Source organism: Stenotrophomonas sp. YJH_SMC_73, assembly GCF_059370155.1.
Map to the genome: position 1 here is coordinate 72,927 of NZ_JCAFTJ010000014.1, position 21,809 is coordinate 94,735.

General features: G+C 66.8%; 21 protein-coding genes and 7 tRNA genes. 18 read left to right on the plus strand and 10 right to left on the minus strand.

The window, feature by feature from the left end; genetic code table 11:
• Positions 1-10 precede the first annotated feature (10 nt).
• The 9 genes from AC5P8R_RS19255 to AC5P8R_RS19295 all read left to right on the plus strand — a co-directional run bounded on the left by AC5P8R_RS19255 (position 11) and on the right by AC5P8R_RS19295 (position 7,892).
• Positions 11-784, plus strand: coding sequence for a YggS family pyridoxal phosphate-dependent enzyme (locus AC5P8R_RS19255; protein ID WP_164167525.1), 774 nt, complete (start codon positions 11-13; stop codon positions 782-784).
• The gene (locus AC5P8R_RS19260) at positions 781-1,482 is read left to right on the plus strand and encodes a glutamine amidotransferase (protein WP_329889983.1); all 702 of its coding nucleotides are present in this window, start codon (positions 781-783) and stop codon (positions 1,480-1,482) included. The genes AC5P8R_RS19255 and AC5P8R_RS19260 overlap by 4 nt, the downstream gene beginning before the upstream one ends.
• Complete coding sequence (locus AC5P8R_RS19265; RefSeq protein WP_329889984.1) at positions 1,479-1,703, plus strand: hypothetical protein; 225 nt, start codon at positions 1,479-1,481, stop codon at positions 1,701-1,703. Before AC5P8R_RS19260 ends, AC5P8R_RS19265 begins: the two co-directional genes overlap by 4 nt.
• Positions 1,704-1,801: 98 nt before the next feature.
• On the plus strand, positions 1,802-2,308 hold the full coding sequence (locus tag AC5P8R_RS19270) for a hypothetical protein (protein ID WP_495223738.1): 507 nt from the start codon (positions 1,802-1,804) through the stop codon (positions 2,306-2,308).
• Positions 2,309-2,430: 122 nt separating this feature from the next.
• Positions 2,431-2,940 carry an RNA polymerase sigma factor gene (locus AC5P8R_RS19275; protein ID WP_014647518.1) on the plus strand — a complete coding sequence of 170 codons (510 nt, stop codon included), beginning with the start codon at positions 2,431-2,433 and terminating at the stop codon, positions 2,938-2,940.
• Positions 2,937-3,863, plus strand: coding sequence for a FecR family protein (locus tag AC5P8R_RS19280; RefSeq protein WP_495223739.1), 927 nt, complete (start codon positions 2,937-2,939; stop codon positions 3,861-3,863). The genes AC5P8R_RS19275 and AC5P8R_RS19280 overlap by 4 nt, the downstream gene beginning before the upstream one ends.
• Before the next feature lie 64 nt (positions 3,864-3,927).
• Positions 3,928-6,399 carry a TonB-dependent receptor gene (locus AC5P8R_RS19285; protein WP_495223740.1) on the plus strand — a complete coding sequence of 824 codons (2,472 nt, stop codon included), beginning with the start codon at positions 3,928-3,930 and terminating at the stop codon, positions 6,397-6,399.
• Positions 6,386-7,186, plus strand: coding sequence for a ChaN family lipoprotein (locus AC5P8R_RS19290; RefSeq protein ID WP_014647521.1), 801 nt, complete (start codon positions 6,386-6,388; stop codon positions 7,184-7,186). Before AC5P8R_RS19285 ends, AC5P8R_RS19290 begins: the two co-directional genes overlap by 14 nt.
• Positions 7,179-7,892 (plus strand): energy transducer TonB family protein, encoded by a 714-nt coding sequence (locus tag AC5P8R_RS19295; protein WP_495223741.1) that lies wholly within the window; start codon positions 7,179-7,181, stop codon positions 7,890-7,892. Before AC5P8R_RS19290 ends, AC5P8R_RS19295 begins: the two co-directional genes overlap by 8 nt.
• Here the strand turns inward: AC5P8R_RS19295 and AC5P8R_RS19300 are convergent.
• The 8 genes from AC5P8R_RS19300 to AC5P8R_RS19335 all read right to left on the minus strand — a co-directional run bounded on the left by AC5P8R_RS19300 (position 7,889) and on the right by AC5P8R_RS19335 (position 17,962).
• On the minus strand, positions 7,889-8,323 hold the full coding sequence (locus AC5P8R_RS19300) for a RidA family protein (RefSeq protein ID WP_014647523.1): 435 nt from the start codon (positions 8,321-8,323) through the stop codon (positions 7,889-7,891). The genes AC5P8R_RS19295 and AC5P8R_RS19300 overlap by 4 nt on opposite strands.
• A 185-nt stretch (positions 8,324-8,508) precedes the next feature.
• On the minus strand, positions 8,509-9,411 hold the full coding sequence (locus AC5P8R_RS19305; protein ID WP_014647524.1) for a cation diffusion facilitator family transporter: 903 nt from the start codon (positions 9,409-9,411) through the stop codon (positions 8,509-8,511).
• Between the two features lie 28 nt (positions 9,412-9,439).
• A complete protein-coding gene (locus AC5P8R_RS19310) occupies positions 9,440-11,728 on the minus strand; it encodes an Orn/Lys/Arg family decarboxylase (RefSeq protein ID WP_014647525.1) in 2,289 nt (762 codons plus the stop codon).
• 20 nt (positions 11,729-11,748) lie between these two features.
• Positions 11,749-13,101 (minus strand): arginine/agmatine antiporter, encoded by a 1,353-nt coding sequence (adiC, locus tag AC5P8R_RS19315; protein WP_021204506.1) that lies wholly within the window; start codon positions 13,099-13,101, stop codon positions 11,749-11,751.
• A 76-nt stretch (positions 13,102-13,177) separates the two neighbouring features.
• Entirely contained in the window at positions 13,178-14,611 is a 1,434-nt protein-coding gene (locus AC5P8R_RS19320) for a DcaP family trimeric outer membrane transporter (RefSeq protein ID WP_495223742.1), read from the minus strand.
• 525 nt (positions 14,612-15,136) lie between these two features.
• Entirely contained in the window at positions 15,137-15,979 is an 843-nt protein-coding gene (gene dsbG, locus AC5P8R_RS19325) for a thiol:disulfide interchange protein DsbG (protein WP_014647528.1), read from the minus strand.
• A gap of 30 nt (positions 15,980-16,009) precedes the next feature.
• Complete coding sequence (locus AC5P8R_RS19330; RefSeq protein ID WP_041863574.1) at positions 16,010-16,813, minus strand: redoxin family protein; 804 nt, start codon at positions 16,811-16,813, stop codon at positions 16,010-16,012.
• A gap of 81 nt (positions 16,814-16,894) precedes the next feature.
• On the minus strand, positions 16,895-17,962 hold the full coding sequence (locus AC5P8R_RS19335) for a GlxA family transcriptional regulator (RefSeq protein ID WP_014647530.1): 1,068 nt from the start codon (positions 17,960-17,962) through the stop codon (positions 16,895-16,897).
• Positions 17,963-18,148: 186 nt separating this feature from the next.
• Between AC5P8R_RS19335 and AC5P8R_RS19340 the strand changes: the two genes are divergently transcribed.
• The 7 genes from AC5P8R_RS19340 to AC5P8R_RS19370 all read left to right on the plus strand — a co-directional run bounded on the left by AC5P8R_RS19340 (position 18,149) and on the right by AC5P8R_RS19370 (position 19,460).
• The gene (locus AC5P8R_RS19340) at positions 18,149-18,547 is read left to right on the plus strand and encodes a heavy metal-responsive transcriptional regulator (protein ID WP_032957298.1); all 399 of its coding nucleotides are present in this window, start codon (positions 18,149-18,151) and stop codon (positions 18,545-18,547) included.
• Positions 18,548-18,625: 78 nt separating this feature from the next.
• Positions 18,626-18,701 (plus strand) — tRNA-Ala (locus tag AC5P8R_RS19345).
• A 54-nt stretch (positions 18,702-18,755) separates the two neighbouring features.
• Positions 18,756-18,831 (plus strand) — tRNA-Glu (locus AC5P8R_RS19350).
• A 184-nt stretch (positions 18,832-19,015) separates the two neighbouring features.
• Positions 19,016-19,091: transfer RNA gene (locus AC5P8R_RS19355), tRNA-Ala, on the plus strand.
• 49 nt (positions 19,092-19,140) lie between these two features.
• Positions 19,141-19,216 (plus strand) — tRNA-Glu (locus AC5P8R_RS19360).
• Positions 19,217-19,261: 45 nt separating this feature from the next.
• A tRNA-Ala gene (locus AC5P8R_RS19365) sits at positions 19,262-19,337 on the plus strand.
• Between the two features lie 47 nt (positions 19,338-19,384).
• Positions 19,385-19,460, plus strand: a tRNA-Glu gene (locus AC5P8R_RS19370).
• Between the two features lie 101 nt (positions 19,461-19,561).
• Here AC5P8R_RS19370 and AC5P8R_RS19375 read toward each other — a convergent pair.
• On the minus strand, positions 19,562-19,978 hold the full coding sequence (locus AC5P8R_RS19375; protein ID WP_014647532.1) for a GNAT family N-acetyltransferase: 417 nt from the start codon (positions 19,976-19,978) through the stop codon (positions 19,562-19,564).
• 76 nt (positions 19,979-20,054) lie between these two features.
• Here AC5P8R_RS19375 and AC5P8R_RS19380 point away from each other — a divergent pair, with 76 nt between their 5' ends.
• The gene (locus AC5P8R_RS19380; RefSeq protein ID WP_049420855.1) at positions 20,055-21,011 is read left to right on the plus strand and encodes an SOS response-associated peptidase family protein; all 957 of its coding nucleotides are present in this window, start codon (positions 20,055-20,057) and stop codon (positions 21,009-21,011) included.
• Positions 21,012-21,134: 123 nt separating this feature from the next.
• Here the strand turns inward: AC5P8R_RS19380 and AC5P8R_RS19385 are convergent, their stop codons facing one another.
• The gene (locus tag AC5P8R_RS19385; RefSeq protein WP_032957303.1) at positions 21,135-21,515 is read right to left on the minus strand and encodes a response regulator; all 381 of its coding nucleotides are present in this window, start codon (positions 21,513-21,515) and stop codon (positions 21,135-21,137) included.
• A 132-nt stretch (positions 21,516-21,647) separates the two neighbouring features.
• Here AC5P8R_RS19385 and AC5P8R_RS19390 point away from each other — a divergent pair.
• Positions 21,648-21,733: transfer RNA gene (locus AC5P8R_RS19390), tRNA-Leu, on the plus strand.
• The last annotated feature ends 76 nt before the right edge of the window (positions 21,734-21,809 follow it).

Genomic DNA, 21,809 nt, shown 5'->3' on the forward strand with positions numbered 1-21,809 from the left:
AGGTGCCCGCATGCCCCTTGCCGCTGCCGACTGGCCCGTCGCCCAGTCCGTTGAACAGATCGCCGCCAACCTGGTCACGGTGCGCCAACGCATCGCCGATGCCTGCGCCCGCGTCGGCCGTGACCCGGCCAGCGTGCGCCTGCTGCCGGTCAGCAAGACCGTCGATGATGCCCGCATCCGCATGGCGGTGGCCGCCGGTTGCCGCGAGCTGGGCGAGAACAAGGTGCAGGAGGCGCAACGCAAGGCCGAGACGATGGCCGATCTTGGCGTGCACTGGTCGGTGATCGGGCATCTGCAGACCAACAAGGCGCGCTACGTGGCGCGCTTCGCCAGCGAGTTCCAGGCGCTGGACAGCCTGCGCGTGGCCGAAGCACTGCAGCAGCGCCTGCAGCTGGAAGACCGCACGCTGGATGTGTTCGTGCAGGTCAACACCTCCGCCGAACCCAGCAAGTACGGTCTGGAACCCGCTGCCGTCGAGGCCTTTGTGCAGCAGCTTCCAGCGTTCGATCGCCTGCGCGTACGCGGCCTGATGACGCTGGCCATCTTCACCCCGGAGGTCGAACGCGTGCGTGCCTGCTTCGTGCGCCTGCGCGAACTGCGCGACCAGCTGCAGCGCACTGCACCTCCCGTCATCGACCTTTCGCAGTTGTCGATGGGCATGTCCGGAGACTTCGAAGTGGCGATCGAGGAAGGTGCCACCGTGGTCCGCGTCGGGCAGGCCATCTTCGGCGCACGCGCAACCCCGGACAGTTTCTACTGGCCCAGCAATGGAGCCCCCGCATGAAGCACGCGGTCGTCCTGCAACACGTCGCCTTTGAAGACCTCGGCATCCTGCAGCCACTGCTGTCGGCACAGGGCTGGCAGCTGCAGGTGCTGCAGGCCGGTATCGACGCGCTCGACTCCGCCGAAACCGCCGACCTGCTGGTCGTGCTGGGCGGCCCGGTCAGCGTCAACGATGTTGATCGCTATCCCTTCCTCAACGACAGCATCGCGTTGTTGCAACGTCGGCTGCAGCAGCAACGGCCCACGCTGGGCATCTGCCTCGGCGCGCAGCTGATGGCGCGCGCACTCGGTGCCGACGTCGCCGCCAGTGGCGGCAAGGAGATCGGCTTTGCGCCGCTGCTGCTCACCGATGACGGCCAACGCTCGCCACTGCAGGCCCTGCAGGGCATTCCGGTACTGCATTGGCATGGCGAGGCGTTCGAACTCCCGGCCGGTGCACGTCGCCTGGCCAGCACGCCGGCCTGCCGCCACCAGGCCTTCGCCATGGGCAGCCATGCGTTGGCCCTGCAATGCCACCCGGAACTGGATGCCCGCCAGTTCGAACGCTGGCTGATCGGCCACACCCTGGAGCTGGCGCAGGCCGGCATCGATCCGAACGATCTTCGCGCCCAGGCACGCCGTTACGGTGCACCGCTGGCGGCGGCGGCCACCGCGATGTTCGACCATTGGCTGCAGGAGCTGCCGGAGACACCGCAATGAACTACCGATTGCAGATCCACCGCGATGGCGCCCACTGGGGCCACTTCGACTGCAGCGGCCCCGATGCCATGCAACGCATGGACACCATCGCCGCGCAGCTGCCTGCCGAACACGGCTTCCAGCTGAAACGGCAGAAAGGTGTCGGCGAAGAGCGCATCCTGTCCAGCAATGCCGACGGCCTGCGCGTACTGGCTTCGCAGATCCAGTACCGCGACATCTGACGATCGTCACGGTAGTGCCGGCCGCTGGCCGGCACCCGAATCTGCCGGCCAGCGGCCGGCACTACCACGGCTGTTCGCCCGCGTGCGAAGCTTCACGCATGCTGACCCTGCAACGCGGCAGCCACCACGGGCTGCTGGTCGCCCCGCGCTGGCCCTCCACCCGTATCCAACTGGAAGAAGAGGTACTGCAACGCCTGCTCGATGCGCAGGCAATGCTGCCTGACGGGCTGCGACTGCTGCTCACGCGCGGCTTCGAACCCAGCCGCAGCCGGCTCGGCAGCTTCCGTCGTGGCGTGCGTTGGCTCGGTATCGCGTTGTTCCGGGCCTGCTATCCGCAACGCCATGATGAGGTCGATGCCATCTTCGGCGCCAACGGCCACGACATCGATGGCCGTCATATCGATGTCTCGCTGGTACTGTACGGCAAGCGGCTACGGCTGCTGCCCGTGGGCGTATTCACCCCGCCACGCTGGCAGGATCGTCGCGTCGCCCGCCATGCCGAAGCGGTCGCGCGGGTGAAGCGCAGCCTGCAGCGCTGCGGCTTCAAGCTGCATCACAACCCCACCGAAGCCCTGCAGATCCACTGCGATTATCGCCCGCGCTGATCTCCCACCCGGGCAGGCGTGTCACGCCCATCGATAGATGCAAATGATTCTCTTTTGCTGTAAGGTGCAGCCGCTGCCCTTGCCGCCGCGGGCTGTTCCCTTTCCCAGTTGTCGTCCGCCCCGTGTCCACGCCTGTCGAACCGACGGATGTCGCGCAGCTGTGCGCGGCCCATTACCGGCCGCTGCACGCCCATGTCCGCCGTAAACTCCCGCAACGCAGCGACGCCGATGACGTCGTCCAGGAAACCTGGCTGCGTGTCATCAAGGTCGCCGCCAGCGGCCTGCTGAGCAACGGCCGCGCCTACCTGTACCGCGTCGCCCACAATCTGATCGCCGATCACTACCGGCAACGCCAGCGCCGTCGTGAGGAAGCGCTGGATGACGCCCAACTGCACGCCCTCGCCGATCCTGCACCGCTGCCGGAGCAGCACCTGCTGGACGCCGAACAGCTGCGCCATCTCGACGCGATCATCGCCGCGCTGCCACCGCGCTCGCGCCAGGTATTCCTGCTGGCCCGGGTGGAGCAGATGGCACTGGCCGAGATCGGCCGCCGGCTCGGCATCAGCCGGCAGACCGCGCACGGCCATCTGCTGCGTGCGCTGGTGGCGCTGCAGCAGGTACCCGGCGCATGAGCCCGGAGGCGATCGCGCGCGAGGCCGCGCGCTGGTGGCTGGACGGCCACGACGGCGGCCGCGACGAGCGTGCCTTCAACCAGTGGTACTACGCCGATTGCCGCCACGCCGCGCAGTACCAGCACCTGCAGGCGCTCTGGCAGGCCGGTGATGCCACGCCCAGCCTGCAGCGGCATCAGCGCAAGCGGCAGCGCCGGCACCTGCGCGACGCCGGCACTGCCGTGCTGCTGCTTTGCGCCTTGGGCCTGTATACCCGCCAGGCCGCACCACCGGCCGCGCAGGTGATGCGCACGGCGGCAGGCGAGATCCGTGAAGAAGTACTGCCGGACGGCTCGCACGTGCTGCTGTCACCCGGAAGCGAAGTCCATGTCCGCATCGATGCACAGCGCCGCCAGCTGCAGCTGCAGCACGGCCAAGCCTGGTTCAAGGTAGCCGCCGATGCGCAGCATCCGTTCCAGGTGCATACGACGCACGGCATGGTCACCGCGCTCGGTACGGCCTTCGACCTTGCCGTGCAGGACAACGACAGCGTGGTCACCGTCACCGAGCATCGCGTCCGTGTGGACAGCGGCACCCGCAGTGAGCAGGCCATCGAAGGGCAGCAGCTGCGCTTCGATGGCCAGGCACCGATCATCGGCCTGGCCGCCAGCCACAGTGCCCTGGCCTGGCGCGAGCGTCGCCTGCATTGGGTCTCCACGCCCTTGGCCGAGGTCACCCAGGGCCTGGATCGCTGGCATGGCGGCCACACCTGGATCATCGGCGCACACCTGCGCCAGCAGCCGGTCACCCTGCTCGGCAGTGCAGACGCTGCGGCGCGCAGCCGCGACCAGCTGGCCACGCAGCTGCATGTACGCGTGCTGCGCCTGGGCGCGGGCGTGCAGGTGTGGCTGCCGCCACGCAGGGAACATCGCGATGCACCCTGACATCGGCCCTGCCACTGCGTCTATCCAGGATGACGACGCGCTGCGTCAGCCCCTGGAGCTCCCGATGCTGTTTCACCGTCCCCTTGTCCTCGCCCTGTCACTGGCCTGCGCCGGTCCGCTTCCGTTGTTATCTGCCAGCGCACACGCGCAGGCCGCCTCCCGTCACTTCGATCTTCCTGCGCAACCGCTGGCCAGCGCGCTGGATGCCTACAGCCGGCTGACCGGTGTCGATCTGGTGATCGGCGCGGCATTGCCAGGCGGCCAGACGGCGCCGGCACTACGCGGACGGTTCGACGACGCGCAGGCCCTGTCGCGCCTGCTGGCCGGTAGCGGCCTGCGCCCCCGTTTCATCGACGCGCGCCGCGCCACCCTGGAACCGGCGCCGGCCGCCCCCTCCGATGGCAGCCGTCGAACCGGCCCGCTGCGCGTACAGGGCGATATCGCACACGGCCATTCCCCCGGTGCAGGCGCCAGCCAGTATGTCCCGGCGGCCCGCGATGGCTTTGCGCCCGCCGTCGGCAGCGAGCGCGTGGCGATGGCCGAACGCCAGGACGGCAACAGCCTGCTGCGTTCGATGCCCGGCACCCACACTTTCCACTCGCGCAGCCAGCCCGGCCTGCAGGTCAACATCCGCGGCATGACCGGCGCCGGGCGGGTCAACACCATGATCGATGGTGTCACCCAGACCTTCCGCAACAACGCGGGCCATGGCTCCGGTGGTCCGTTCGCCTACGTCGACCCATTCCTGCTGGCCGGTGTGGACGTGCAACGCGGTGCGGTCGCCGGTGGTGATGGTGCCGGCACGCTGGCCGGCAGTGCCAATTTCCGCACGCTGGACATCGACGACCTGCTCGGCGAAGGCCGTGACTGGGGCCTGCGTGCGGGCTATCGCCATGGCAACAACGGCTATGGCAGCGGCCGCACCTTCGCCGGCGCATGGCGCCACAGCGAGGACGGCGGTGACCGCCAGTTCGGCCTGCTGGCCGCTGCCAGCAGCAGTCGCAGCGGCGAGTACGCCACGGCACGCGGGCAGAAGAACAATGCCGACCCCGGCAGCCAGCAGCCCAGCAGCTGGCTGTTGAAAGCACGCCTGCAGCCCAGTGACCAGCATCGGCTGGACCTGAGCCACATGCGCTACGAAAACGACTTCTACCACAACTACCCGTGGCAGATTTCCACACGCAACCAGCGCGCCAGCTACCACTACACGCCCTACACGCCGTGGATCGACCTGCGCGCGACCTTCGCCGGCAACAAGACCCGGCTGTTCTATCCGCCCGTGGAGGATTCCAGCTACATCGGTCGCCGCACCCACAGCAGCCTGAGCAGCTGGACGCTCGACAACACCAGCCGCTTCGACATCGGTGCACTGCAGGCACGCTGGAACACCGGCATCAAGCACCAGTCGGACGTCTACGTGGCCGACACCCCCATCCTGCGCGGCGCCAACCCGCAGGGCCGCAGCCAGCTGGACAGCGTGTTCAGCACGCTGGAACTGCAGTACGACATCTACGCGCTGACTGCAGGCCTGCGCCAAGATCGCTATGGCATCCGCGGCCACGTCCCGGTGTGCTCGGATGTGCCCGGCCAGTGCGCCGAGATCAACGGCGGCGGCATCGACGTGCGCCGTACCCAGCGCGCACTCAGCCCCAGCCTGGCGGTCTCGTGGCAGGCCACCGACTGGCTGCAACTGTTCGCCGAAGCCTCGCGTACTTCCCGCCCGCCGCGGGTGCAGGAGATGTTCTTCGAGAAGATCCCGCTGGAAGGCATGAGCGATGCCGACGGCGTGGGTGCCAACCCGTTCCTGCGCCGAGAGCGCTCGCGCAACCTGCAGTTCGGCGCCAACCTCAGCGCCTCCTCGCTGCTGGCCGACGGTGACCTGGCGCAGCTGCGCGTCACCCGCTTCGACAACCGCATCCGCGACTACATCAAGCCGCAGTACCTGCTGATCGTGCACCCGCCGGAGGTGGGGCCTTTCGTGGTACCGATCGACAGCGATCAGCAGCTCACTGCCTGGACCGATGCCCTGGACGTGGACGACTTCAGCACCACCACGCGCTGGATGAACCACCCCGGCGTGGTGCGCATGCGCGGTATCGAGCTGGAAGCGCACTACGCCAGCGCGCACTACCACGCCACGCTGAGCTGGACCCGCTCGCGCACCAGTGCGCCTGCCATCGAATTCGTCAACCTGGAAGACATCACCGCCCTGCCCGACCGCTTCTGGACGTTGGATGTCGGCGGCCGCTGGTGGCAGCAGCGCGTGCAGGCCGGCCTGCGCGCCGAATACTCCGGGCCCACCGAAGAAGGCTACGACTTCTTCCAGACCCGCAGGACCGGCGGTACCGGTGTACTGCTCGACTTCTACGCCAGCTTCAAGCCCCAGCCCAACACCACGCTGTGGCTGAACATCGAAAACCTGCAGAACAAGGCCTATGACAACAATGCCTCGATCGACAGCATCTTCAGCCCGATCCTGGACCGCGGCAACGGCCGTGGCCGCACCGTCTCGATGGGCGTCAATGTGGCGTTCTAGCCGTCGCTGGCTGCCGCTGTGCCTGCTCGCACTGGCCGCAATCGCCAGCGCGCAGCCGATGCCCGGCACGGTGATCGACCTGGCCAGCGGGCAGCGCCTGGACGAAGCCGCGTTCGTGAAGCGTGCAGCGAACGCCCCGCGGCTGCTGCTGGGCGAACGCCACGACCTGGCCGGTGACCACGCCGCCCAGCGCTGGCTGCTGCACGCGCTGCAACGGCAGCGTCCACAAGGCGCGCTGGTGATGGAGATGATCGCCAGTGAACGCCAACCGCGCCTGCAGCGGGTGCAGCGCTGGCTGGCCAAGGGCAACCATGCCGATGGTGCGCGCCTGCAGGCGCTGCTGGGCTGGGATACACGCTGGCCGTGGGCCACCTATGGCGGGCTGGTACAGGACGCCACCGCCGCCGGCATCCCCCTGTTCGGCGGCAACCTGTCGCGTGCCGAGGTCAATGCGTTGCTTGCCTCCAACACGTCGGTGCGGTTTCCGATGCCCACCGCCCGGCAACGCCTGTCGGCCGTGGTGCTGGCCCAGCACGCAGACGCCGCACCGATGCTGGAAGGGATGCTGGCCGTGCAACAGGCCCGCGACACCCGCATGGCACAGGCACTGACCGCAGCCCCTGCACCCGCGCTGCTGGTGGCCGGCCGCTGGCATGTACTGCGCGGCACCGGCGTGCCGGGCTACCTGCCACCGGAGGTACCGGCACTGGTGATCGCGCTTGCGTCACCCGACGAAGGCGTCGATGCGGCCGACGCCGATCTGCTGTGGGTGCCGGGCGATGAGTGAACGCGGCCAACACTGGCAGGCGATTGCCATCAGCATCGGCATGCACCTGTTGCCCTTGCTGCTGTTGGTGCACTGGATGGCCGCGCCACCGTTGCTGCCGCCGCCTGAGCAGGATGTGCGCATCAGCCTGCGCCTGCTGGCACCGGCTACGCCTCCCCAGCCGGTCGAAGAGCGCCAGGCCGACACCCCCAGCCAGGCGCAGCAGGCGCGCGCGTCGCAACCGGCGAAGTCGCCCCCTCCGCCAAAGCCCACCGCCGCGCGCGAGGGCGAGGTGGCCGCCAGCGAGCTCGGTGGCCCTGGCCGGCAAGCCCTGCCGGTCGCCCCGCCTGCGGCCGTGACCGATGCAAGTCCCGCACCGGCATCGATCACGGCCGCGCCGCCCGCTCCCGACGCACCACCGGCGGACTTCCAGGCCGGCGCCGCCAGCGACCAGTGGGAAGCCCGCCTGATGGCGCGGCTGGAGCGTTATCGCTACTACCCCGCCGCCGCGCGCTCGCGCCGTCAGCAGGGGACGGCCTGGGTCAGGGCCAGCATCGATCGCGAGGGACGCCTGCAGGCCCTGCGGCTGGAGCAGTCCAGCGGCCAACCGATGCTCGACGACGCCGCACTGCAGACGTTCCGCCGCGCGCAGCCGCTGCCGCCCATTCCCATGGAAATGAAGGCACCGCAGGAACTGGTGGTGCCGGTGGAGTACTACCTGCGCTAGGCGGCGTAGGCCTCCGCCTCGATCTCGAACAGCATGCCGTCCAGCGCCAGCCGTGGCACAGGAATCAGGGTGCAGGTCGGCGCTGCGCCGTTCGGCCAACGCCGCCGTACCTGCCGGGCGATGATGCCCAGCCGGTCCTCGTCGTGGTCGACCACCAGGATGCGCAACCGCGCGACATCGGCCAGGCTGGCCTGCGCCGAACGCAATGCGATCTGCAGGTTGTCCAGTGCCTGCTCGACCTGTTCCCCGAAGCCGGGGGAGAGATGACCATCGGCATCCTCACCGCCCTGCCCGGCGATATGGATCACCCGGGCGGGAAGGCGCACCACCGCCACGTGCGAGTAGCCGTTGGCCGAGGGGTCGTAAAGCCCCGCAGGATTGAACAGTTCCAGCAGGCCGTGACTGAGGTCCGGGGTGGTCAACAGGTTCATGCCGCATGCCTCGTGGGGGATGCGAGGCAGTCTGCGACCTCAACCATAGTTGAGGTCAAACCGAGCCGCTGCAACAGTCCGGTCCGCCATGCGCAACGATCGTGCCCACGTGTAGAGCCGAGCCCACGCTCGGCTGCTCAGCGCGAATGGCAGCCGAGCATGGGCTCGGCTCTACCGTTCACGGCTCACGTCCACGCCGGGTCTGCGGTGAAATCAATGGTCAGCCAGAACGTGCTGCCCCGAGCATCCAGCCGCACCGCGATCTCGTCACGCATCGCATCGACCTCACCCACCGAGCCCAAGGGCGTCGCCGGATCGGCCAATACGTGGATCTCGATGAAGCGCATCCGCCCCATCTTCGCCACATGGCTGGTGAAACCGGCATAGCCACGCTCGGCCACGAACGCCTGCATCACCTGCTGCACGCGCCGGTCCAGATCATCCGGCGCCACCTGCAGCACTTCGCGCATGGCCTTCCACGCGCTGCGCGCCGGCACCGGCAGCATCGCCAGGCTGATCAATGCCAGCACGATCGAATCCAGGTACGGCACCCAATGGTGCCACTCACCACCGTGCAGGACCAGCGCCAACACGAAGGCCAGCACCACTGCCAGGCTCATCAACCCGCCCAGCAGCCAGCCACGCACATCCAGCCATAACAGCGCCGAGCGCAGATGCCGCGCCCGCTGCGCAACGAACGCCGCCATCGCCAGGTTGCTGGCACTCAGCAGCGCCGCCCACCACAGCGCGGGCCCGAATTTCACTTCGTGCCCGCCCGTGGTCAGGCCGATCACCGCGTTGGCCAGCGCATACACGCAGGCCAGCGACAGGATCACACCACCCAGCGCTTCGACCATCGGCTCCAGGTGCCAGTAGCCGTACTGGAAGCGCGGGCTTTGTTCCCGCGCCACCAGCCGCAGCACCGACAACGACACCAGGGTCAGGGCGACGTCGACCAGGCTGTACACGCCGTCGAACAGGATGGCCTGCGATCCCACCAGCAGGCCACCGCCGAAGCCGACCGCGCTCACCGCAAGGGTGACCCCGATCGAGAACGTCAGGATGCGTTGCTCGCGCGCGGTATCCATCGTTCGCCGATGAGCCGACCGTTACGGGTCAGGCCTTCAGCACCTCCACCTTGTACGAGACCGCATCACCCTCCTGCTCGATGATGAGCCCGTGCACGTCCGATTCGAAGCCCGGGAAACGGGCGTTCTGCTCGCGGGCGATGCGCAGCGACTGGATGATCGGCTCGTCGCTGTCGCCGAAGCGCTCGCCCGGCATGATGGTCGGGATGCCCGGCGGGTACGGCACCAGCATGGTCGCCGCGATGCGGCCACTGATCTGCTCGATGTCGACCCGCTCGATCTCGCCCTTGACCAGGTGGTTGTAGGCATCGGCCGGGGTCATCACCGGCGTCGGCAGGTCCACGTACATCTCGCGCATCACCTTGGCCACGGCAAATTCCTGGTTGAACGCATGCAGCGCGTCGCACAGGTCACGCAGGCCCCAGCCAGCGTAGGCATTCGGATAATCGGCGGCCAGCGTCGGCAGTGCCTGGCTCAGCGGCGCATTGCGGTCGTACAGTTCCTTGAACGCCATCAGCTCGGTGACCAGGGTGCTCCACTTGCCCTTGGTGATGCCCATCGAGAACAGGAACAGCACCGAGTACAGGTTGGTCTTCTCCACGGTGATGCCGCGGCCCCACAGGAACTTGCTCAGCACCGCCGCCGGGATGCCCAGCCTGCCCATGCTGCCGTCCATTGCCAGGCCCGGGGTCAGCAGGGTCACCTTGATCGGGTCGATCAGAACATAGTCATCCACCAGGTTCTCGAAGCCGTGCCAGTGCGCATCCGGCTGCAGGTACCACTCCTCGCGCTTGGCCACCATCGGTGCCGGCGTATCGCCCTTGTCCAGGCTGCGCTCGACCTGGGTCGGCTGCCACACGCTGAACCACCAGTCGTCGCGGCCGAGATCATCGCGGACGTGCAGCATCGCGCGGCGGAAGGCGATCGCCTCGTCGTGCATTTCCTGCACCAGCGAACGGCCGGCGTCGCCTTCCATCATCTTCGACGCCACATCGCAGGCCGCGATCACCCCGTAGTGCGGGCTGGTCGAGGTGTGCATCATGAACGATTCGTTGAAGCGCTCGGCATCGAGGTTGCGTTGCGCCGAGTTGCGCACGTGGATCATCGAGGCCTGCGAAAACGCCGCCAGCAGCTTGTGGGTGGAATGCGTGGTGAAAATGATCGCATCCTGCTCACGCGGCTTGCCCTTGGCCATGCCGTAGTGGTTCTCGTAGAACGGGTGGAACGCGGCGTAGGCGTACCAGGCTTCGTCGAAATGCAGGAAATCGACTGCGCTGCCGATCTCGTCAGCGATCTTCTCGGCGTTGTAGCACAGGCCGTCGTAGGTCGAGTTGGTGACCACCGCGATGCGCGGCTTGGAGCCGGCCTTGTAGGCCTGGCTGGCCAGCGGATTGGCGGCGATGCGCTGCTGCAGCGACTCCGGCGTGAACTGGTCCAGGCTGATCGGGCCGATGATCCCGTGCGCGTTGCGGCTGGGCGTGAAGTACACCGGCACCGCACCCGTCATGATCAGCGCGTGCAGCAGCGACTTGTGGCAGTTGCGGTCAACGAACACCACGTCGCCGCGGGCCACCGTGCCATGCCAGACGATCTTGTTGGCGGTGGAGGTGCCGTTGGTGACGAAGAAGGTGTGGTCGGCACCGAAGTTGCGTGCCGCCTCGTTCTCGGCATCCTTGATCGGGCCGGTGTGATCGAGCAGCGAGCCCAGCTCCGGCACCGAGATCGACAGATCGCTGCGCAGGGTGTTCTCGCCATAGAACTGATGGAATGCGCGGCCGACCGGCGACTTGGTGAATGCCACGCCGCCGGCATGGCCCGGCGTATGCCAGGAATAGTTCGACTCGGCCGCATGATGGATCAGCGCCTTGAAGAACGGCGGCAGCAGGTTCTTCATGTAGTCTTCGGCCGCGCGCATCACCTGCCGCGAGATGAAGCTCTTGGTGTCTTCGAACAGGAAGATGAAACCGTGGATGTACTTGAGCAGCTTGCTCGGCACCTTCTCGATGGTGCGGCGCTCGCCGTACAGGAACACCGGCAGATTGGCACGGCGTGCGCTCTGCTCGCGCAGGAAGGCGGTCAGGCGCTGGAACTCGCCATCCACCTCTTCGCTGCCATCGATCGAGATCAGCACCGCCGAGGCCGCCACGTAGGTGCGGGCACCGGCCCGGGCGTCATCCAGGTTCAGCCCGCACAGCACGCGCTGGTCGTTGCTGCGCAGCTCTTCCACCAGCGCACGGATCAGGATGCCACCGATGCGCGGCGACTCGTAGTCGTTGTCGATGACAATGACCGGGTAGTCCAGGGACTTGAAGTACACGTTGATTCTCCTTGTCGAACTCAGGAATGCCGGGCGCCGGCGCTGATCGCCGAGGCCTCGCGGGCGCGCTGCCGCTGCTGGCGGCGCTCCTCGCTGAAGAAGGGATAGAACACGGTGATGAACAGCACGAACAGGAAGGCGTACTGCACGATGGTCCCCGACGAGCCGTAGATCGCCCACAGGCAGTACACGACGGTCAGGCTGGTCAGCGTCCAGAACGCACCGGTGTGGACCAGGGTGTGCGAACGCTCGACCACGAAGTAGCACGCCACGCACGAGTAGATGTAGGGCAGCAGGGTCAGCACCACGGCCGCCGACGTGATCACGTCGAACTGGGCCGACGCGGTTTCCGAGGTGGAGGTCACCAGCACCGCCAGGGTCATCAGCACCGCCACGATCAGCACGCCCTTGACCGGCACGTCGTCCTTGTTGGTCTTGCTGAAGATGCTCGGGAACAGGCCGTCATCCGACGCTGCCTTGGCACTCTGCGCGGTCAGCAGGATCCAGCCACCCAGCGAGCCGGCGGCACCGATGAAGGCGCACAGGCTGACCAGCGCGCCGCCCCAGCCACCGACCGCCTTGGCCGCCGCCAGCGCGAACGGTGCGTCGGACACCTGCAGTTCCGCGTTCGGCACCATGCCCATGATCACCGACGAACTGGCGATGTAGGCGATGGCAGCCAGGAACACGCCGGCCAGCGTCGCGCGGGCGACGTTCTTCTCCGGATTTTCGACCACACCGGCAGTCACCGATGCAGACTCGACGCCGATGAAGGCCCACAGGGTCAGTGCCGCAGCGCTCGAGATCGCACCGAAGTTCGACTCGCCAGACACGTTGTAGGCGCCCTTGAAGATGTCGGCATCGAAGAAGAACCAGCCGAAAATGGCGATGCCCAGGATCGGCACCAACGCAAAGCTGGTGGTGACCGTCTGCACGCGGCTGACGAAGGCCGGACCGATCACGTTGGCAAAGCTCAGTGCCCACACCAGCACCAGCACCGCGATGCAACGCACCAGCGGCTCGGACAGGATCGGGAAGAAATAGCTGAAATAGCCCACCGCCGCGATCGGGATGGCGACGTTGCCGATCCAGTTGGCGAACCAGTAGATGGTGTTGGTCTGGAAGCCCATGTACGGCCCGAACCAGTCGCGCGCGTAGGCATAGGGACCGCCCGCCTTGGGTGCGAGCTTGCCCAGCTTGGCGAACACGAAGGCCAGCAGCAGCGCACCGGCGGTGGTGATCAGCCAGCCCCAGATCGAGGCGGTACCGATCTTGGCCAGGCTGGACGGCAACAGGAACACGCCTGAGCCCATCATGTTGCCGGCGACGAGGAAGGTGGCTCCGACCACCCCGATTTTCTTTGCTTCTGCCATGACGATCTCCGGTACTGGCATGAGCCCGGCAGCACCGGGCGTGGGGACGGTTACGCTGGCGTACGACCGCTGGCGTCTATTTGATGAAGTTGTATTGCAGGCTGCCCTGCACCCGGACCGTGTCGCCGCGTGCGCCGCCCTGCTGTTCCAGCCGGCCGTACAGCAGCTCCATGCCCATCGTCCAGGACGGCGCCGGGCTCCAGATCAGGTTGAACACGCCGTAGCGGCTCTGCCGGAATGCATCAGCGGCGAGTGCGGCGTTGCGCTCCAGGGTCAGCTGGCCAAAGATCAGGTTGGAGCGCCACAGCGCGGACCAGTAATGGGTGTAGCCGACGAAACCGCCGTGCAGGTCCAACGCGGCGAGGCGGCCATCGGCACCGACCACTGCGTCCAGTCCGGAGCCGGTCAGGTCGGCGGTGTAGCGACTGAGGCCGCGCCCGCCGAGTACGCCGAACAGCAGCAGGTCGCGCTCGCCCACTGACGCCGAGCCGCTCAGCTGCAGGCCACCGGCCATGCGCCGGTCGCGCTCGCCATCGCCGTCGTAGGCCAGGCTGCGTGCCACCGCGCCCAGCTGCAGGTGGCCCCAGTCGCGCTCCAGGCGCGCGGTCACGGTCACATCGGGCAGGCGGTTGACTGCCGTGCGAGCATCGCTGGCGCCGGCGAGTTCAGTCTTCGGGTCTTCAGCAGCGACGGTCAGGGTGTTGCCCTTGCCTATCGCAAAACTGTGGTGGATGCCCGCCACCAGCAGGTATCCGGCGCCGCCCGGCCCGGCGAAGTCAAGCGTATCGGGCAGGCTGTCCGGGTCCATGAAGCTGGAGTAGCCATAGCCGGCATAGGTGTTGCCAAGCTGTCCATAGGCGTGTCGCAGGCGGAACTCATACCCCTCACTGCTGCCGAAGAAATCGTTCTCCAGGTAGAAACGCAGGTTGCCGTGCGTGGTCGGGCGCCGCGCCTCGAAGCTGAAGCGGGTCTGCTTGGCATGGATGTTGAAGTTGGAGACATCGCGATGGCTGCCACCCACCGGCATCGACGACGGAATGAACTGATCTTCGTCACCGGCCGCACGCGAATCGGCAATCGCATCGAGCTTGGCGTAGCCGCCGATGCGGATCACCGTATCGGTGCCGGGAATGGTGAAGAAGCCTTTCAGATCGGGGTCGGTCGGACCGGCTGCGCTGTCGGGACGCGACGCCGCCGTTGAGGGATCGGCCACCGATTCGCGCTGCGGCAGCACCGGTTGCGCCACGCCCGGCACCTGGGTCGGGTGCAGCATGCTGGCGCTGCCGCCCGCCGTTGCTGCCGGGGTCGGGGCCTGCGCCACGGCGGCAGGCGCTGAGCCCTCGCGCTGCTCAAGCCGATCCAGGCGCTGCTGCATGCCTTCCAATGCCTGGCGCATGGCAGCGATTTCCTGCCGCAACGCCTGCGCATCTTCCTGGCCATGCTGCTGCGCATACGTTGGCGCGATCGCCAGTGCGGTCGAACAGGCCAGACTCAGTACCGCCAAGCGCATTGCATCCTCCCTGGACAAACATTCGCAGCGCGCTGGTCGGATACAGGCGCACAGTGCCCTGGCCTCGCGTCGCCGTTGCTGGAAATGCGGATACTGCGTTGACGACACCGGCCAGCCTGCATCCGGCAGGCAACAGGACGATGACACTGCCCTGCCCGCACCGGTGTCGAGCCCATCAAGGCCGCGCTGCCAGAGAGGTGGCGACCGCAGCGGTCTGGGTAACAATCGGGGAGTGAGAGTGTCGTGAATGGCTGTGCCGACCGCCCTGGTTCAAGGCATGTCTGGCGCGGCATCCATGGCGCGTTGACGCTGTATTCCATGCGTCAACAGGCTAATCCGCCTGTCGTTTTTGACCTTGATTGGAATCAAGGCGCGATGCTTGATGTCAGTCACGATTCAGATGTGACGACGAACAGCTGCTGCGCAGCCCTGCTGCCCTCTCCGCCCGCCGCAGGAGCGCCGAAATGCAACAGGCCCGCATGCTGCCATGCGGGCCTGTCGGTTACATCACGACGTTGGCGGCGATCAGCGCGGACCCAGCACCGTCTGCAGGTCGGCGCCCTGCGGCAGGCCCGCGCGACGCTGCACCTGCCCTTGTCCATCCTGGAACAGGATGCCCGGCGTGCCCTGGAAGCCCATCTCGATCATCAGGACCTGGTTGGCATCAAGCTTGCCTGCGATCTCGCGGCTGATGCTCGGTAGCGCCTTGATGCCGCCACGGTCGAACTGGTGCTCATTCTCCAGCAGCGCCGCGCTCGGATCACGCGCGGCGAGGATGGCGGCGGCCTTGGCCGGGCTGTCCTCGCGGATCACGCCAACCATGATGTGGCGCAACTGCACCTTGCCGGCGTCAACCCACGGACGCGCCGCTTCCCAGAACTTGTGGCAGTACGGGCAGTTGGCATCGCTGAAGGTATAGACCACACGCGGTGCATCGGCCTTGCCGTCACGCACCCAGGCGCTGGCTTCCAGCTTGGTCCACATCTTGGCCGACATCGGTGCAGCGACCAGCTTCTCCACCGCCTCGGCGGCCACATCGTTGCCTTCGGCATCGAACAGGCTGCCCACCAGCACATGCTTGCCGTCGGCGGTCACGTACGCGGCGGCGGGCTGCTGCCCCCCCACCACGCCGGCGAAGCCACGCAGGCCACCCGGTGCATCAAACTCGGCAACGACTTCGAAGCCGTGCTTCTCGATGCCTTTCAGCACTGCGGGACGGTCGCCCTTTGCCGCGGTGGCCGGAGCGCCGGCGGCCGGCGCTGCCGCCGTCTTGCCCGGCGGGGTCTGGGCCTGGCTGCAGGCGGCCAATGCCAGCATGACCGGCAGCAACAGCACCGCCGGAGCGATGCGCAGGGAAGTCGACAACATGGGAACTCCGTAATGAGATGCCCGCGCAGGCTACCGCAGCCGGCGCAGTTTGTGTTCAAGACCCGCCGCCGTCAGTTCGCCAAGGTGCAGTTCACGCAGGCGACCTTCGGCGTCGAAGAACAGCGTCGACGGATAGGCCTGCACACCCAGCACGGTTGACGCCGAGGCGGTATCGTCCAGCAGCACATTGCCCAGCCGGAGCTGTTCGGATGCAATGAAACCCTTCACTTCGTCCAGGGTTTCCCCCTGGTTGAGGAACACGAACTGCACGTCGGTGTGGGTCTGCTGTGCGGATGCCAGCACCGGCATCTCGCGCCGGCAGGGCCCACACCAGCTGGCCCAGAGATTCAGCACCAGTGGCTTGCCCCGGAACTGCTGCAGGTCGATCACGCGCCCCTGCAGATCGGCCACCTGCACCGCCGGCAGCGGCATCCGCTGCTCCTGCCAGGCTGCCAGCAGGTGGCTGCCCACCACCCACGACACCACGCCCACCAGTGCGCCCGCCAGCACCGGCGCACGCAACGCGCGCCAGAGCCGCAGCCGCCAGGTGCCCCACGCCAGGCCCGCAGCCAGCACGACTGCAAGGTGATACCCACCGTCGGCGATCTGCAGGATGCTCCACGGGGCCTCACGGTAAAGCGCGAAGTTCAAGGCGACGAAGCTGATGCGTCCGCACAGCAGGCCGATCAGCAACATGTCCAGAACCAGGCTGGCCGCGGAAGGCACTGCCATCCCGTCTTTCCGACGCGGCCACAGGCGTGCTACCGCCATGGCCAGCAGCACGCACATCAGGATCAACACCACCGGCATCGGCACCGGTCCCACACTCGACATCAGCCCACCTGCCCCATCATCCGTTACCTGCATGGTCGAAGCGTCGCGCCCAGGTTGCAAGCGCGACGCCTACTGCAGGCATCAGGCCATGCTGCGCGGCATCTGCATGCCGGGCGCCGGTTGCAGCCCGCGCAGGCTGCCTGCCACCGATGGCAACAGCGGCCGCTCGCGCCGCTTGTTGTTGACCAGCCGGCGATAGTTGGCCGGCGTCATTCCAACAATGCGCAGGAACAGGCGACGGAATGCGCTCTGGTCGGCATAGCCCACGCCCCAGGCCACTTCATCGATGCCCGCCCCCTGCTGCAACAGCGTCTGCGCCTTGGCGATACGCAACCGCTGGCAATACTCGATCGGGCGCAGGCCGGTGGCCTTCAGGAAGCGCCGCTGCAGGGTGCGCGGCTCCAGCCCGGAAATCTCACAGATCGCACCGAGCGTGGCGCCGCGCGCAGCGGTGGTATGCAGCCAGCGTTGCGCCTTCAGTACGTCGCGATCGCCGTGGGCGAAGTTGGCACTGAAACGCTCGAGATCCTGCTGGATCGCCGCCGGAACCGTGATCCCCAGCTGCTGCGCCACGGAACTCGCCACGCCCTGGCCGTGCAGCCGGTACAGCAGGCGCAGGGCGAGGAAGCGCCAGGCCTGGGAACCGGCCACCGTCAGCAGGTCGCCGTCATCGACCAGCGCGCGCTCGCTGGGTACCCAGCTGGCCGACTGCCCCTGCAGGCCCGGATGGCGCCCGAGGTCCGGACCACTGACGGTGCGCCCAGCCAGCAGACCGGCGCGTGCCAGCATGCTGACACCGTCGCTGGCGGCAGCCAGCAGACTGCCACCGTCGTAATGCGCGCGCAGCCAATCCAGCAGCACCTCATCGGCGCGCAGGCAGACGCCCTGGCTGATCTGGCCAGGCACGGCGATCACGGCGGGGATGTCCGCCTCGAGCATCTCCGCGCCGGCAATGCGATGCACGCCGGTCTGGCTGGCCGGCACGATCCAGCGGGTCACCAGGACACGCTTGAACGGACGGCGCTGCTGCTGGGCAAGCCGGTTGGCGACATGTGCCATCTCGGTCAGCACGGAGGCGGCCGACGGGTCGCCTCCCGGGTATTCGACCACCGCGACCTCGACGAATCCTTCGTTCCTGAATCCTTCCACAGACCATCTCCTCGGTTCGTTGCAGGCCGTCCAGCGGCCGGTTCAGGCGCAGGGTAGGAACTGCCACGACGGTGGGGCTATGAAGAAAGTTGCAAAGTGCGCTGAATGCGCCGTCAGCGACGGGACCTTGACCCTGGACCAGACTCAAGGCTTCACAATGAGCGGCAGCATCCGCAGGAATCCGCCATGAACATTGGTCAACTGGCACGCCAGGCCGGCGTGCCGATCGATACGGTGCGCTACTACGAACGCCAGCAGTTGCTGCCCACGGCGGCACGCTCGGCCGGGGGCTACCGCATCTTCGGTGAGCAGGACCTGCGCCGGCTGCGCTTCATCCGCCGCGCCAAGACGCTGGGCTTCAGCCTGGAAGAAATCGCCGAACTGCTGGCGCTCAGTGACCGCCACTCACAGGACATGGGCAGTGTGCGCGACACGGCGCAGGCCCGGCTGCAGGACATTGCACAACGCATGGCCGAACTGCAGCGCATGCACACCGCGCTTTCTCAGCTGGTCGACGCCTGCCCCGGCCACGGCACGCTGGATCAGTGCCCGATCCTGGCGGCGCTGACCGACGACGCGGCATAGCAACGCGCGTGAAGAAAAGTGCAACAAATGCTTGCCAACCCCCGGGGGCAAGGCTATTATTTCGCTCCTCAGCGACGTGGGGCCATAGCTCAGCTGGGAGAGCGCCTGCATGGCATGCAGGAGGTCAGCGGTTCGATCCCGCTTGGCTCCACCAATCTTTCGGCATTAGGCCGTCGAAAGGTCGCTAAAGAACATTGATGAGAATTGCGTCCCCATCGTCTAGAGGCCTAGGACATCACCCTTTCACGGTGGCGACCGGGGTTCGAATCCCCGTGGGGACGCCACTCATCACGAACAACGAGGACCCGGCCGATAACCGGGTCTTTTTTGTTCACCGCCTACCGGCATTCAGGTTGTGGCGTTGCGGTTCCCCTGCCCTCGTGGCGACGGTCGAACCGGAACGAAAAAAGTTCAAAAAAAACTTCCACAAACGTGAACACGCAGGTATGATAGGCGGCTCGGTAACACGGGGCCATAGCTCAGCTGGGAGAGCGCCTGCATGGCATGCAGGAGGTCAGCGGTTCGATCCCGCTTGGCTCCACCACTTTCGACATTAGGCCGTCGAAGGTTCTACAACTTGAAGTTTTTCGTGCGTCCCCATCGTCTAGAGGCCTAGGACATCACCCTTTCACGGTGGCGACCGGGGTTCGAATCCCCGTGGGGACGCCAGTTTCAAAACGGACTCTGCTCCCGGCAGATCATCCGGAGTTTCATGGGGCCATAGCTCAGCTGGGAGAGCGCCTGCATGGCATGCAGGAGGTCAGCGGTTCGATCCCGCTTGGCTCCACCACTTCGACATTAGGCCGTCGAAGGATCTACAACTTGAAGTTTTCGTGCGTCCCCATCGTCTAGAGGCCTAGGACATCACCCTTTCACGGTGGCGACCGGGGTTCGAATCCCCGTGGGGACGCCAATTCTTGAAAACCCCGACTCCGGTCGGGGTTTTTCTTTGCCTGTGATTCCTGGGAAGGCCCTATCCACGCATGGTGTGGATGGCTTCACCCCGATTATGGCTCAGAACCGCCGATACATCCCGATCGATGCCGGTGCCGTGGGCGCGAAACCAAACTGTGCGTACAACCGATGCGCCTCGCCATCGGCCAGCAGGCTGACGTACGCCGATGGCGGCAGGTTGGCCTGCATCCAGCCATCCAGGCGCCGCATCACTTCCTTGCCCAGGCCCTGCCCCTGCAACCGCGGCAGCACCGCGATATCACAGACCTGCAGGTGGCAGCCGCCATCGCCGACGATACGGCCCATCGCCACCAGCTCAGTGCCCTGGTAGGCACACACGCCGAACAGCGTATTGGGCAGCGCGCGGGCGGCCGCTTCCCGGGCCTTGGCACTGAGGCCTGCAAGCACGCGCAACCGGCAGTAGTCCTCGACCGTGGGCACGGCTTCGCGGAACTGGCAGGTGATGGAATCAGTCATGCGGCATCTCCAGATGGGTCGGGCTATCCTGCCGCATCCACGTCGCAGCCGCTGCGACCCAGGCCCCCAGAGTCCCATGTGCTATTCCGCCCTGATCCGCGCTGACTACGCCAAGCTGGTACGCGAGTTCGGCGCCATCCTGTCGCTGGAGGAGTTCGCCGAACTGTACGCACACGATCCAGGCAAGAAGCGGCCGAAGACGCCGAAGGCGATGGATGACGGGTTCGCCGGTGCGCGTACCGAACAGGGCCGGGACATCGTGGCGAAGATCCAGCAATGGCATGCGCAGGAGCAGCAGGCGCTGGAGGCTGAACTGGTCCGGCAGCGCGAACGACGCGATATTGCCCATGCCACGCTGGCCACCCGGCCCACGCAGAAAGCGCGCAATGACCTGCGCGTGGCTGGCAACCGCATCGAGCGCGCGCAGGCCCGGCTGGACGACCTGCATCGGGTGCAGCTGCTGCCGCGCGACAACCGCATTTTCCCCGGCACCTACGCGCCGGTGATGGTCAGCGAGAACGGCCGGCGCGTGATCAAGCCGATGCGCTACCAGTGCCGGTTGCCGGACAAGCCGGCGCGCAACGACGTGCTGTACCCCGGCACCTACAACGCGCGGCGCGACAGCCTGGAAGGTTACTGGCGGGGTGCGTTCGGACTGCGCCACGGCGTGGTGGTGGTGCAGGCGTTCTACGAGCACGTGCCCCGCCACGCCATCGCCGGCCGCAGCCTCGGTGCCGACGAAAAGGAGCAGGACGTGGTGCTCGAATTCCGCCCCGATCCACCCCGCGACCTGCTGCTGGCCTGCCTCTGGGCGGAATGGGAAGGACCGGAAGGCCGCCTGCTTTCGTTTGCCACGATCACCGACACACCGCCCAGCGACGTCGCCGCTGCCGGGCATGACCGCGGCGTGGTACCGATCCGCAGGGAACACCTGGACGTCTGGCTCAACCCCGAACCGGATGATCTGGCGCGCCAGTACCGCATCCTCGATGACCGCGAGGAAATCCGTTACGTGTACGAGGAAGCGGGCTGAGCGCCGGACGCGAATGAAAAACCGCGCGTGGGCAGGGCTCCTGGATCAGGGGTTGCCGCCGCGCATCGCAGACGTGAGGATTCAGCCCCCGCAGCTTCCCCCTGCCGGTGCGTGGCGAGCGGCTCAGGCCTTGGCGCTGGAGCGTCCCACCGCACGCGCCAGCGCCCGCGACAGATCGGCCGACAGGTACGGCTTGACCAGCAACAGGCCGGCCAGCATCGGCGCAGGCAGCTGCTCGGCCAGCATCCCGGTGGCCAGCACGAACGGAATGCCACGCGCCGAAAGCGCTGCAGCCACTGGCTCACTGGTCTCGTTGCGGGCCAGCCGGTAATCCAGCAGGGCCACGTCAGGAGTGCTCTGCTCCAGCAGCCGCAGGGCCTCGGACACACTCGCGGCAAGCCCGACCACAGTCGCACCGGCATGCACCAGCTGCATCTGCAGCAGGGCCGCACTCATCTCGTCGTTCTCGACCACCAGCACCCTCAGGTCCTGCAACACTGTCATCAGCTACCGCTCCTGGAGGCAATTGCACGTCGGGAGTATAGCTACCAAGGGGCCAATGCCGACAGGAACCGCCCTGATAGGCTCTCCTACTAGGCATCTCCTGCCGACCTCGGTTACACTCGCACGCTGCCTGCCGGTGTGGCGGAATGGTATACGCAGCTGACTCAAAATCAGCCGGGGGTGACCCCATGAAGGTTCGAGTCCTTTCACCGGCACCACTGCATCAAAGGCCAGGTCCATGACCTGGCCTTTTGCATTTCCCGGACCGGAGCGCCGACACTGGCGAGGATGCCC